General features: G+C 67.8%; 13 protein-coding genes. 1 reads left to right on the top strand and 12 read right to left on the bottom strand.

What is annotated here, in order from left to right; translation table 11 throughout:
- Nucleotides 1–144 precede the first annotated feature (144 nt).
- From rpsO to rimP, 12 genes are all read right to left on the bottom strand, one after another.
- Nucleotides 145–414 (bottom strand): 30S ribosomal protein S15, encoded by a 270-nt coding sequence (gene rpsO, locus PBN85_RS14375; RefSeq protein ID WP_037533902.1) that lies wholly within the window; start codon nucleotides 412–414, stop codon nucleotides 145–147.
- A 21-nt stretch (nucleotides 415–435) separates the two neighbouring features.
- A complete protein-coding gene (truB, locus tag PBN85_RS14370; RefSeq protein ID WP_271299429.1) occupies nucleotides 436–1,434 on the bottom strand; it encodes a tRNA pseudouridine(55) synthase TruB in 999 nt (332 codons plus the stop codon).
- Between the two features lie 10 nt (nucleotides 1,435–1,444).
- Entirely contained in the window at nucleotides 1,445–2,134 is a 690-nt protein-coding gene (locus tag PBN85_RS14365) for a site-2 protease family protein (RefSeq protein ID WP_271299428.1), read from the bottom strand.
- Nucleotides 2,135–2,205: 71 nt separating this feature from the next.
- Nucleotides 2,206–2,787, bottom strand: coding sequence for a thymidine kinase (locus PBN85_RS14360; protein ID WP_037533905.1), 582 nt, complete (start codon nucleotides 2,785–2,787; stop codon nucleotides 2,206–2,208).
- Nucleotides 2,787–3,176: a type II toxin-antitoxin system VapC family toxin gene (locus tag PBN85_RS14355; RefSeq protein ID WP_271299427.1), complete on the bottom strand. Its 390-nt coding sequence runs from the start codon at nucleotides 3,174–3,176 to the stop codon at nucleotides 2,787–2,789. Before PBN85_RS14355 ends, PBN85_RS14360 begins: the two co-directional genes overlap by 1 nt.
- Nucleotides 3,173–3,454, bottom strand: coding sequence for an AbrB/MazE/SpoVT family DNA-binding domain-containing protein (locus PBN85_RS14350; RefSeq protein ID WP_271299426.1), 282 nt, complete (start codon nucleotides 3,452–3,454; stop codon nucleotides 3,173–3,175). The genes PBN85_RS14355 and PBN85_RS14350 overlap by 4 nt, the downstream gene beginning before the upstream one ends.
- 31 nt (nucleotides 3,455–3,485) lie before the next feature.
- Nucleotides 3,486–3,872 (bottom strand): 30S ribosome-binding factor RbfA, encoded by a 387-nt coding sequence (gene rbfA, locus PBN85_RS14345; RefSeq protein WP_200870393.1) that lies wholly within the window; start codon nucleotides 3,870–3,872, stop codon nucleotides 3,486–3,488.
- A gap of 203 nt (nucleotides 3,873–4,075) precedes the next feature.
- Nucleotides 4,076–6,931 carry a translation initiation factor IF-2 gene (gene infB / locus PBN85_RS14340; RefSeq protein ID WP_271299425.1) on the bottom strand — a complete coding sequence of 952 codons (2,856 nt, stop codon included), beginning with the start codon at nucleotides 6,929–6,931 and terminating at the stop codon, nucleotides 4,076–4,078.
- Entirely contained in the window at nucleotides 6,928–7,662 is a 735-nt protein-coding gene (locus PBN85_RS14335) for a DUF448 domain-containing protein (RefSeq protein ID WP_037535000.1), read from the bottom strand. Before PBN85_RS14335 ends, infB begins: the two co-directional genes overlap by 4 nt.
- 105 nt (nucleotides 7,663–7,767) lie before the next feature.
- On the bottom strand, nucleotides 7,768–8,010 hold the full coding sequence (locus PBN85_RS14330; RefSeq protein WP_271299424.1) for a tautomerase family protein: 243 nt from the start codon (nucleotides 8,008–8,010) through the stop codon (nucleotides 7,768–7,770).
- Nucleotides 8,010–9,641, bottom strand: a complete 1,632-nt coding sequence (nusA, locus tag PBN85_RS14325; protein WP_037534998.1) for a transcription termination factor NusA — start codon at nucleotides 9,639–9,641, stop codon at nucleotides 8,010–8,012. Before nusA ends, PBN85_RS14330 begins: the two co-directional genes overlap by 1 nt.
- Before the next feature lies 1 nt (nucleotide 9,642).
- Entirely contained in the window at nucleotides 9,643–10,230 is a 588-nt protein-coding gene (rimP, locus tag PBN85_RS14320; protein ID WP_037534997.1) for a ribosome maturation protein RimP, read from the bottom strand.
- Nucleotides 10,231–10,450: 220 nt separating this feature from the next.
- Here rimP and PBN85_RS14315 point away from each other — a divergent pair, with 220 nt between their 5' ends.
- Entirely contained in the window at nucleotides 10,451–11,590 is a 1,140-nt protein-coding gene (locus tag PBN85_RS14315; protein ID WP_271299423.1) for a PQQ-dependent sugar dehydrogenase, read from the top strand.
- Nucleotides 11,591–11,605: the final 15 nt, after the last annotated feature.

Genomic DNA, 11,605 nt, shown 5'->3' with positions numbered 1-11,605 from the left:
TCGGTGTGGAGCGTTGTGTCGCTCCGGTGGATCGGGGCCGGATTGCCCGTCTCCGCTCAGCCGGCATCATGCCGGTATTCGAAAATTCCGTGGCCGCTCATAGCACGGCGATACGAAAAGGGCGACCCGAAGGTCGCCCTCTTGTTACTTGCGAAGGCCGAGCTTCGCGATCAGGTCCAGATACCGCTGGCCGTCGGTCTTGCGCAAATAGTCGAGCAGCGAGCGCCGCTTGTTGACCATCATCAGCAGCCCGCGGCGCGAATGGTTGTCCTTCTTGTGACCCTTGAAATGTTCGGTCAGGTTCTTGATGCGCTCCGACAGGATCGCGACCTGCACCTCGGGCGAACCGGTGTCGCCTTCCTGGCGGGCGTGTTCCTTGACCAGCTCGGTCTTGCGTTCGGCGGTGATCGTCATGCGTCAGTCCTCGACATCGTGTCACAGATTGAAGCCGCGGACGACGCGGGCCTCATGGCCCTCGACCGCTACCAGCGCGATCGGCTTGTCGCCGTCACACGCGAAATAGGGGCCATCGTCCTCGGCAATCCCGGTCAGAACACGCCCCTGGCGGAGCGCCCCTGCCTGATCGGGGGAGAGGGATAGAGCCGGGATGTCGTCCAGCCCCGCCCTCAACGGCAGGATCAACTGTTCAAGGGTGCGCGCCATAGCGGCCTCAGCCAATTTGTCCAGCGATATCGCCGGGGTGAGGGTGAAGGGGCCGGCCTTGGTGCGGCGGAGCATGGCGACGTGCCCGACCGTACCCAGCGCCAGGGCGATGTCGCGCGCCAGGCTGCGGATATAGGTGCCCTTCGAGACGTGCGCGGTGAGGGTAAGTTCGGGCAATTCCTCCCCTGCAAGGGGAGGGGGACCATCCGAAGGATGGTGGAGGGGGGCTTCCCCAAGAGGTGCCGCCTGTGGAAGCCCCCCTCCACCACCGGCTGACGCCGGCGGTCCCCCTCCCCATCCTGGGGAGGAGTAGAGCGCGTGGATCGTCACCGCGCGGCTCGCCAGCACCACCTCTTCGCCCGCCCGCGCGAGGTCATAGGCCCGCGCGCCATCCACCTTCAGCGCCGAATAGGCCGGCGGCACCTGCGTGATCGGCCCGGTGAAGCGCGGCAGCACCGCGGCGACCTGCGCCGCGGTCGGCCGCACGTCGGAAGTCGCGATCACCACGCCCTCGGCATCGAGCGTATCGGTCTGCTCGCCGAAACGGATCGTGAAATCGTAGACCTTGTCGCTGTCGAGCATCCGTCCGGCGAGCTTGGTCGCCTCGCCGACCGCGACCGGCAGCACGCCGGTGGCGAGCGGATCGAGCGTGCCGCCGTGGCCTACCTTCCACTTGCCATAGTCGCCCTGCCGCAACGCGCGCTTGACCGCGGAGACGACCTGCGTGCTGCCGAGCCCGAGGGGTTTGTCGATGATGATCCAGCCGTGCATCGGCAGCGCGTTAGGCGATCGCCTGCGCCAAGGCCAGAAACCAGCCGACGATCGCCTGGGCCGGCGGCCCGACCACACGGCCGACCAGATCGGCGCGCGGGAAGATCATCGGCAGCACGACGAGCACGAGGATCAGCAGAAGGAAGCCGAACCGCCCGATCTTGGCATATTGCGCGGCGAGCGGACGCGGCAGCAGCCCCTCGACGACATGGCCGCCGTCGAAGGGCGGCATCGGCAGCAGGTTGAAGATCGCGAGGAAGACATTGACGAGCAGGAAGTTGACGAGATTGGCGAGCAGGAATCCGCCGATCCCGCCGGGTGCCGTGCCGCCCGCGCTCGCGGCGATCGCGCCGATCGCCACCGCGGCGATCGTCGCCAGCAGGAAGTTCATGCCCGGACCTGCCAGCGCCACCGCGACCATGCCCCAGCGCGGGTTGCGCAGCCGTTGCGCGATCACCGGCACCGGCTTCGCCCAACCGAACACCGGCGCACCGGCGATGGCGAGGCCGAGCGGCAGGATCACCGTGCCGACCGGATCGACGTGGCGAAGCGGGTTGAAGCTCAGCCGGCGCTGCTCCTGCGCGGTCGGATCGCCGAGCCACTTCGCCATCCAGCCATGCGCCACCTCATGGAAGACGATCGCGATCACCAGCGGGATGATCCATACCGCCGTGCGGTAGACGATGTGTTCGGGGTTCATGCGCAGCGATATGGCGCGGGGCAGGGCGGTGCGCCAGTGCGGAGACGCACGCCTTCGCTCGGCCCCGTCGGTCAGTTGGTATCGAGCGCCTCGCTGAAATGCCGTCGGCACAGCGCGACGTAGCGATCGTTGCCGCCGATCTCGGTCTGCGCGCCTTCCGCTATGGCGCGGCCTTGCGCGTCGACGCGCAGGTTCATGATCGCCTTGCGCCCGCACACGCAGACTGATTTGATCTCGATGAGCGCATCCGCGATCGCCAGCAGTCGCGCCGATCCTTCGAACAACCGCCCCTGGAAGTCGGTGCGCAGACCATAAGCGAGCACCGGCACATTGAGCCGGTCGCAGATGCGTGCGAGCTGCGCCACCTGTCCGGCGGTGAGGAACTGCGCCTCGTCGACCAAGACGCAGGCGAGCGGCTCGCGCGCCTGCCGCTCGGCGACGCAGGCGGCAAGGTCGGTGGCGGCGTCGAACGGCGTCGCCGGCGCCTCCAGCCCGATCCGGCTGGTGATCGTTCCCGCCGCGAAGCGATCGTCGACCGCGGCGGTGAACAGCATCGTGTTCATGCCGCGCTCGCGATAGTTGAAGTCCGCCTGCAACAGCGTCGTCGACTTGCCGGCGTTCATCGAGGCGTAGTAGAAATAGAGCTTGGCCATCACGAAGGACGCTCGATTGGCAACGGCGTCTTCGAACCGGCGAGGCGACCTAGCCGCTTCTCGAAAGAGATGAACGCGTCCATGTGTCGCGCATTCACCAGATGGATCATGTCGGCCAAATCCGCGCCTCTGGCAAATCGCTCGATCGCCCATGCAATCCACGCGGGATCGCTGAGCGTAATCGTCGGCAACCGGATCAGGTCGGCAAGCGTCGCTGCGAGAAGTGTCCGGCCGAAGCCGTAAGGCGACGACCGTAGCCACGCGGTTTCGAGCAGGACCGTGTCCGAAACGTAGCAAGGCTCGCTCAGCACGCGGGTTGCGATCGGGCTCTGAACCGGATCGTCATCCGTAACGTAGCGAACGACGATGTTGGTATCGACCGCCTTCATCGATCCCAATGCGGGCCGCCCTGCGCCCACATTTCGGCGACGGCGGCATTCATGTCCTCAATCGACGTCGACCGATCGTACTTCGGGACGCGCGCACGAATGCGCGCAGTGATCGCCTCGAAGCTATCGCCTGACCGGACCGGCGACTTGCGCACGAAAACGCCATCGGACCGTTCGATCAATTCCAGCCGGTCACCCGAGACGAGGCGAAGCCGCTCCCGAATCTCCTGCGGGATGACGACCTGCCCCTGATCCGACAATTCGACGAAGGCGTTCATGCCTACAAGATGCGACCGCCCAGCCGCCCCGTCAATCCTCGCCCAGATCCCGCGCGACCTCCGGCTTGCGCAGCAGCGCATCGATATGGCTGCCCTCGTCGAAGCTCTCGTCGCCGAGGAACTTGAGCTTGGCGGCATATTTGGTCTGGATGCGGTGCGCGACCTCGCGCTGGAGATAGGCGGTGTTGGTGCGCAGCGCCTTGAGCACCGCGGCTTCGTCCTTGCCGAGCAGCGGCTTCACGAACACCGTCGCATGGCGCAGGTCGGGCGACATCCGCACCTCGGTGATCGACACCATATGCTTGGCGAGAGTCTCGTCATGCACGTCGCCGCGCTGAAGGATCTCCGACAGCACGTGGCGCACCTGTTCGCCGACGCGGAGCGTGCGGACCGATTTTTCCTGGGGGTCTTTGTTCATGATGCCTCTTACCCTCTCCCATCGGAGTATCAGGTCGTCCATGCTCCCAGCATGGACTGAACAGCGCGGGGCGCTATTCACCTGATGCTGGAGGGCCCCGCCGTCGATAGGGGTGGGAGGGTGAGGGGCTGCGCTATGCTATCCTCACCCTTCCGCTGCCTGCGGCAGCGCCCTCCCTCTCCCAAATGGGAGAGGGACCGTATTTAGAGGGTCCGTTCGCGCATCTCGACCTCGAAGGTTTCGAGATAGTCGCCCGACTTGATGTCGACGAAATTCTGCGTGAACGTCACGCCGCATTCCAGACCGGCGCGCACTTCGGCGACATCATCCTTGAAGCGACGCAGGCTGGCGATCTCACCCTGATAGATGATGACATCGTTGCGGGTGATACGGGCCTTGAGCGCCTTGCGGATGACACCTTCGGTGACGAGCAGACCCGCCGCCTTGCCGTGCTTGCCCGCCGAGAAGACCTCACGGATCTCCGCCCGGCCGACCACCGTCTCGAACGCTTCCGGCCCGAGCTCGCCCGCCATGCCGGCGCGGATCTCGTCGATCAGGTCGTAGATGACGTCGTAATATTTCAACGCCACCTTCTGCCGGTCGGCGATCTCGCGGGCCTTGGCATTGGCGCGGACGTTGAAGCCGATGATCGGCGCGCCCGATGCCCCGGCCAGCGTCACGTCGCTCTCGGTGATGCCACCAACGCCCGAGTGCAGCACGCGGGCCTTGATGAGATCGGTCGAGATCTTGTTGATCGACGCCACGATCGCCTCGACTGTACCCTGGGTGTCGGCCTTGACCACCAGCGGATATTCGATCGCCGCATTCGCCTTGAGCGCGGAGAACATGCTCTCCAGGCTCGCCGGCGCGGTGGTGGTGCGCTTCTGCGTCAGCACGCTCTGGCGATATTCGGCGACCTCACGGGCGCGCGCTTCGCTCTCGACGACCTGCAGCGGATCGCCTGCCGAGGGGACGCCGGTCATGCCGAGCACCTCGACCGGCATCGCCGGGCCGGCTTCCTTCACCTGACGGCCCTTGTCGTCGATCAGCGCACGGACCTTGCCGCTTTCCGCGCCGATGACGAACACGTCGCCGACTTTGAGCGTGCCGCGGTTGACGAGGATCGTCGCGACCGGGCCGCGGCCCTTGTCGAGCTTCGCCTCGATCACCGTGCCCTCTGCCGGGCGATCGGGATTGGCGCGCAGTTCGAGCAGCTCGGCCTGGAGCTGGATCTTCTCGATCAGCGTGTCGAGCCCGGTCTTCTTGAGCGCGGACACCTCGACGTCCTGGACGTCGCCGCCCATTTCCTCGACCACCACCTCATGTTCGAGCAGCCGCTCGCGCACGCGCTGGGCATTCGCCTCATATTTGTCGATCTTGTTGATCGCCACGATCATCGGCACGCCGGCCGCCTTGGTGTGGTTGATCGCCTCGATCGTCTGCGGCATCAGCCCGTCGTCGGCAGCGACGACCAGCACGACGATATCGGTGACGTCGGCGCCGCGGGCGCGCATCTGCGTGAACGCCTCATGGCCCGGCGTGTCGAGGAAGGTGACCTTCGACTTGTCCTTGAGCGTCACCTGATAGGCGCCGATATGCTGCGTGATGCCGCCGGCCTCGCCGCGCACCACGTCGGTGCCGCGCAGCGCGTCGAGCAGGCTGGTCTTGCCGTGATCGACGTGACCCATGATCGTGACGACCGGCGGACGCGGACGCAGCGTGTCGTCGGCATCCTCGCCGGTGTCGAGCGCCAGGTCGATGTCGCTGTCGCTGACGCGGACGATGTTATGGCCGAATTCGGTCACCAGCAGCTCGGCGGTGTCCTGGTCGATCGTTTGCGTCATCGTGACGGGCATGCCCATCTTGAACAGCGTCTTGACCAGATCCGCGCCCTTTTCCGCCATACGGTTGGCGAGTTCCTGGACGGTGATCGCCTCGGGCACCTGGACGTCGCGGATCTGCTTGGCCTGCTGTTCGCGCGGGCCGCCGAAGTGACGCTTTTCCTTCTCACGCGCACGCTTGAGCGCGGCGAGGCTGCGCGAGCGCGCACCATCGTCGCCGAGCGCACGATTGACCGTCAGCTTGCCGCCGCGGCGTTCGTCGCCCTTGCGGTCGCGCTGCGTCGGCCGGCTCGGCGGCGCGTTGCGCGGCGTCGCCTGGCCCGAGGGCAGGCTGCGCGAGGCGGCGCCACCGGCATTGCCCGACGCGGTGGTCGCGGCCGGCGTCGGCGCAGGCGTGGGAGCCGGCGCAGGCTTGGGCTGCGGCTTGGGAATCTCGGGACGGGCGACCGGCGAGAAGCGGCGCGGCGCAGGCAGCGACGGGTCGCGACCGAAGCCGACGATCGGGGCAGGCGCGGGCGCGGGCGCCGGCGCCGGGGCGGGCGCGGCGGCGACCGGAGCAGGCGCGGGGGCGGGCGTCGGTGCCGGAGCGGGTGCGGCGACCGGCTCGGGTGCCGGCGCAGGTACGGGCGCCTCGACCGGCGCGGGCGGCACGGCGCGCTCGACCGGGCGGAAGCCACGGCCGGCCGGCGTCGGCACGACGACGGGAGCGGGCGCCGGAGCCGCGGCGACCGGAGCCGGGGTCGGCTCGACCGGTGCGGGCTCGGGCGCGGGCGGCGGTGCCGGCGGTGCGGCGGCAGCAGCGGCGGCCGCGGCAGCCTTTTCGGCGGCGCGGGCGCGCTCGTCTTCCGCGGCCTGGATGCGCGCGGCTTCCTCGCGGCGACGCGCTTCCTCGAGCGCGTGCATCCGCTGGTCTTCCGCTTCGCGCAGCAGGCGTGCCTGACGCTCCTGCGGCGTCTCGTTCGACGGCGCCGGGCGCGGGGCAGGGGCGGGGCGGGGCGCCGGAGCAGGCGCGGCGACGGGCGCCTCGACCTGCGGCTCGGGTGCGGCCTGTGCCTCGCCCGGACGGCCGAGAACGCGCCGCTTCTTGGTTTCCACGATCACCGTATTGGACCGGCCGTGGCTGAAGCTTTGCTTCACCTGGCCGGTCTCGACCGTGCGCTTCAACCCCAAGGGTGCGCGCATGCCAAGTTTCGGCTTATCGTTGTCGGTGTCGCTCACTCAAATTCCTCGTTCACGTCTACGGCCGGTCGCAGCCCGTCGGATGCATCCCTCAGAGTCGCTGAGGAAAGTCCGGGCGCCGATGCGCCTTGCGAGGCCGTTTCGCAAGGCACGGGAGTGGGTTCAGGTCCGATAAAATGCAGCCAGCGGTCGAGCGCATCGCTCACCCGCGCGGCGGCAGCGCGGTCGGTCAGGCCGATGTGTACCACATTCTCGCGGCCCAGCGCCAACGACAATATGGGGCGCGGCATCGGCAAAACAACGCCTCGCAGCGCGGATCCTTCGCGATCCGCGCCGATCCGCCACGCCTGGTCGAGCTTGCGGTTGCCGTCGCTGCCCGCGTCCGCGGCATGGTAGAGCGCGTGCAATTGCCCGGCGCGCGCCGCGGTCTCGATCTTCTCCGATCCGGTGAGCAAGAGGCCCGACCGCGATTCGAGACCGAGCCGGTCGAGCGCATTGCGTTCGAGCGCGGTGGCGATCCGCTCGGGCAGGTCGTCAGGGATGACGAGCTCCGCGCCCTTGAACGCGCGGGCGAGCGCGCCGCGCAGCTTCTTCTTGGCGATCGCCTCTTCCAGCGCGGCGCGGGTGACGCCGATCCACGCGCCGCGACCGGGGGCCTTGGCGCGTACGTCGGGCAGCACCTGTCCGTCGGGCGCGATCGCCAGCCGGATGAGATTCTCGCGATGATCGCGGTCCTGGGTGAGGATGCACTTGCGGACGGGGTCGGTCATGCACGGCCTCGCGTCGCCGGCACGGCGTGACGCGCAGGCATATGCGATCCCGCGGTCACCCGCGGGTCGCGTCGTCCGTCGCCAATCTGCTGGAGCCCTAGCGTCTCATTGTGAGGGAACCGCATGCGCGTCCTCCCTCGATGGCGGCGGGGCGGCGGGGGCGTCGCGGTCGGCAATCAGCTGGCCGCCGGCGCCGTAATTCTCGGTCGAGACCTCGTCGATCACGACCTGGACCGCGGCCGGGTTCCTGCCCAGCCGCGTCACCAGCGATGCGGTGACGTCGGCGACGATCCCCGCCTTCTGCTCGCGCGTGGCGCTGCCCGCCAGTCGGATCGAGACGAACGGCATCAGGCCTGCCCGTCCGCCGCGTCGGCGTCGGCATGGGCTTCGGCTTCGGCAGGAGCCTCCTCGTCGGCGAACCAATGCTGGCGCGCCGCCATGATGATCTCGTTGCCCTGCTCGTCGCTGAGGCCATATTCCGCGAGGATGCCGCCCTTCGGCTCGGGGCGCTTGGGCGCGTCCTCGTTGCGGCGGCGCGGTTCGACGCGCTTCTTCTCGACCAGCTCGTCGGTGGCGAGGTCGGCGAGATCGTCGAGCGTCTTGATCCCCGCCTTGCCGAGCGTGACCAGCATCGCCTCGGTCAGATAGGGCATGTCGATCAGCGCATCCTCGACGCCGAGCGCGATCCGCTCCTCGCGATTGGCGGCCTCGCGGCGATCGAGCGCTTCCTGCGCGCGGCTCTGCAATTCCTGGCCAAGGTCCTCGTCGAAGCCCTCGATGCCGGCGATCTCGTCGAGCTCGACATACGCGACCTCCTCGAGCGCGCCGAAGCCTTCGGCGACGAGCAGCTGCGCCAGCGTCTCGTCGACGTCCAGCTCGTTCTGGAACATCTCGGTGCGCTCGGTGAATTCCTTCTGGCGCTTTTCGCTCGCATCCTGCTCGGTGAGGATGTCGATCGCCTTGCCGGTCAACTGGCTGGCGAGGCGGACGTTCTGGCCGCGGCGACCGATCGCGAGGCTGAGCTGGTCGTCGGGGACGACGACCTCGATCCGCTCCTCTTCCTCGTCGATCACGACGCGGCTGACCGACGCCGGCTGCAACGCATTGACGACGAAGGTGGCGATATCGGGCGACCAGGGGATGATGTCGATCTTCTCGCCCTGCATCTCCTGCACGACGGCCTGGACGCGGCTGCCCTTCATGCCGACGCAGGCGCCGACCGGATCGATGCTGCTGTCGCGGCTGATGACGCCGATCTTGGCGCGGCTGCCCGGATCGCGCGCGGCGGCCTGGATGGTGATGATGCCGTCGTAGATCTCGGGCACTTCCTGCGCGAACAGCTTCTTCATGAAGTCGGGGTGCGCGCGGCTGAGGAAGATCTGCGGGCCGCGGTTCTCGCGGCGGACGTTGAGGATCAGCGACCGGATGCGGTCGTTGACGCGCACCACTTCGCGCGGGATCTGCTGGTCGCGGCGGATGACGCCCTCGGCGCGGCCGAGGTCGACGACGACATGGCCGAATTCGACGCGCTTGACGACGCCGGTGATGATCTCGCCCTGGCGATCCTTGAACTCTTCATACTGGCGGTCGCGCTCGGCGTCGCGCACCTTCTGGAAGATGATCTGCTTCGACGCCTGCGCCTGGATGCGGCCGAATTCGATCGGCGGCAGCGGATCGACGATATAATCGCCGACGACCGCGCCCTTCTGGAGCTTCTGCGCCTGATTGACGTCGACCTGCTTGAAATAATCGTCGACCGCCTCGACCACCTCGACGACGCGCCACAGCCGCAGATCGCCGGTGTTGGGATCGAGCTTGGCGCGGATGTCGTTCTCGATGCCGTAGCGCGTCTTCGCGGCGCGCTGGATCGCCTCTTCCAGCGCCTCGATGACGATGCTCTTGTCGATCATCTTCTCCGAAGCGACCGAATTGGCGATCGCGATCAGTTCCGCGCGGTTGGCGGTGGCGACGGTGGCCATCTTACTGCTGTCCTTCGTTCAGGGCATGGGTGTCGTTGCTGTCGGTGTCATCGGACACCTCTTCGAATTCGTCGGCGCCGTCCGAAGACAAAGGCGCGGTGGCGGCGAGCAGCCGGTCGGTGATCGTCAGCTTGGCGTCGTGGACCTGGTCGAGCGCGACCGTCATCGGCTGGTGGCCGCGCACATCGATCGTCACCCTGTCGCCGTCGATGCCGACGATGTCGCCGGTCAGGATCTTGCGGTTGTCGATCTTCTCGACGAGCGTGATCTTCGCCTCATGCCCGGCCCAGTTGGCATAATCCTGCGGGCGGGTCAGCGGCCGGTCGATGCCGGGCGACGACACTTCGAGCCGATAGGCATCCGGAATCGGGTCCTTGCCCTCGGCTTCGAGGGCGTCGAGCCGGTCGGAGATGCGGCGCGACAGGTCGGCGCAGTCGTCGATCGTCAGCTGGCCGGTGTCGGGGCGCTCGGCCATGACCTGCAGGGTCGGGTCGGACTTGCCGCCGAACATCTTCACGCGCACGAGGTCGAAACCCAGCGCGCGGGCCTCGGGTTCGATCAATTGCGTGAGAAGGGCGATGTCCGCCATGCAGGCTCCAGAAATCATGCGGCTGCCCGCCGCCGGGAAAGGATTGCGGCTGCCGCCGCGGGAATATGCGTCTTCGCCGCCGCGGGGGAGATCCTCCGCAGCCTCTTTCACCTGACGATGTAAGAGAAGGCAGCCGTCATATACGCCGACCTGTCGGGCGATACAAGCATCCATCGTTGTCGCCGGCGCGTTTGCGATCGGGTGTATTCGGGAGACTCACATGCGCCTCACTCTGCTCGCCACTCTGCCGCTCGCCTTGCTCGCCGGTGCGGGCGCCCCTTCGATCGCGGCAGCGGGGCAGGCGGGGGAGACGCCGCCCTCGGCTAAGCCGTTCCGCGAGACGGTGATCGCCGATTTCGTCTCGCCCTGGGCGATCGCCTTCCTGCCCGACGAGCGCATCCTCGTCACCGAAAAGGCGGGGCAGATGATCCTGCTGTCCGCCGACGGCAAGCGCCGCCAGACGATCGCGACGCTGCCCGTCGACAGCGCCGGGCAGGGCGGGCTGATGGATGTCGTTCCCGCGCCCGATTCCGCGACCAGCCGGCGGATCTATTTCAGCTATTCGGCCAAGGGCGCGGGCGGCAAGGGCGTCGTGCTGGCGCGCGGCCGGTTGCGCGACGACGGCCGGGGTGGCGACCGGCTCGGCGAGATCGAGGCCGTGTTCCAGGCGCGGCCGTTCGTCGCGGGGGACGGCCATTATTCGGGCCGCATCGCCTTCGCGCCCGATGGCCAGTCGCTGTTCTTCACCAATGGCGAACGGCAGAAGTTCACGCCGGCGCAGGATCCGCAGGCGACGCTGGGCAAGGTGTTGCGGCTGACGCTCGACGGCAAGCCCGCGCCGGGCAACCCGCTCGCCGTCAAGGGCTTCGCGCCGGAGGTATGGAGCTATGGCCATCGCAACCTGCTCGGCATCGCCTTCGACGGCGCGGGGCGGTTGTGGGAGCAGGAGATGGGGCCGAAGGGCGGCGACGAGCTCAACCTGATCCTGCCCGGCCGCAACTATGGCTGGCCGACCGTATCGAACGGCAGCCATTACGACGGCCGCGACATCCCCGATCATGCGCCGGGCGACGGCTATGAGCCGCCCAAGGTCTGGTGGAACCCGGTGATCTCGCCGGGCGGGCTGATGATCTATTCGGGAAATCTCTTCCCGCAGTGGAAGGGCGATGCCTTCATCGGCGGCCTGTCGTCCCAGTCGCTCGTCCACGTCGACCTCGACGGCCAGACCGCGGGCAAGGCGGACCAATGGCCGATGGGCGCGCGCATCCGCGACGTAGACCAGGGGCCCGACGGCGCGATCTGGCTGATCGAGGACGGCGGCAAGTCGGCGGGGCGGTTGATCCGGTTGACGCCGCGGTGATAGCAATCCTTCCCG

It is taken from the genome of Sphingomonas sp. CV7422, from assembly GCF_027945725.1.
In the GTDB taxonomy this organism is placed as follows: domain Bacteria; phylum Pseudomonadota; class Alphaproteobacteria; order Sphingomonadales; family Sphingomonadaceae; genus Sphingomonas; species Sphingomonas kyungheensis.
The sequence above is the reverse complement of the archived record's forward strand: the minus strand, read 5'-3'. Positions and strand labels throughout refer to the sequence as shown.

What these genes read in the sequence shown, in the direction of transcription:
- PBN85_RS14355 (WP_271299427.1), bottom strand. Translation starts at nt 3,176, where the DNA reads ATGAAGGCGGTCGATACCAACATCGTCGTTCGCTACGTTACGGATGAC.
- rbfA (WP_200870393.1), bottom strand. Translation starts at nt 3,872, where the DNA reads ATGAACAAAGACCCCCAGGAAAAATCGGTCCGCACGCTCCGCGTCGGC.
- PBN85_RS14360 (WP_037533905.1), bottom strand. Translation starts at nt 2,787, where the DNA reads ATGGCCAAGCTCTATTTCTACTACGCCTCGATGAACGCCGGCAAGTCG.
- PBN85_RS14350 (WP_271299426.1), bottom strand. Translation starts at nt 3,454, where the DNA reads ATGAACGCCTTCGTCGAATTGTCGGATCAGGGGCAGGTCGTCATCCCG.
- PBN85_RS14315 (WP_271299423.1), top strand. Translation starts at nt 10,451, where the DNA reads ATGCGCCTCACTCTGCTCGCCACTCTGCCGCTCGCCTTGCTCGCCGGT.
- PBN85_RS14335 (WP_037535000.1), bottom strand. Translation starts at nt 7,662, where the DNA reads ATGACCGACCCCGTCCGCAAGTGCATCCTCACCCAGGACCGCGATCAT.
- PBN85_RS14330 (WP_271299424.1), bottom strand. Translation starts at nt 8,010, where the DNA reads ATGCCGTTCGTCTCGATCCGACTGGCGGGCAGCGCCACGCGCGAGCAG.
- rimP (WP_037534997.1), bottom strand. Translation starts at nt 10,230, where the DNA reads ATGGCGGACATCGCCCTTCTCACGCAATTGATCGAACCCGAGGCCCGC.
- rpsO (WP_037533902.1), bottom strand. Translation starts at nt 414, where the DNA reads ATGACGATCACCGCCGAACGCAAGACCGAGCTGGTCAAGGAACACGCC.
- nusA (WP_037534998.1), bottom strand. Translation starts at nt 9,641, where the DNA reads ATGGCCACCGTCGCCACCGCCAACCGCGCGGAACTGATCGCGATCGCC.
- truB (WP_271299429.1), bottom strand. Translation starts at nt 1,434, where the DNA reads ATGCACGGCTGGATCATCATCGACAAACCCCTCGGGCTCGGCAGCACG.
- PBN85_RS14365 (WP_271299428.1), bottom strand. Translation starts at nt 2,134, where the DNA reads ATGAACCCCGAACACATCGTCTACCGCACGGCGGTATGGATCATCCCG.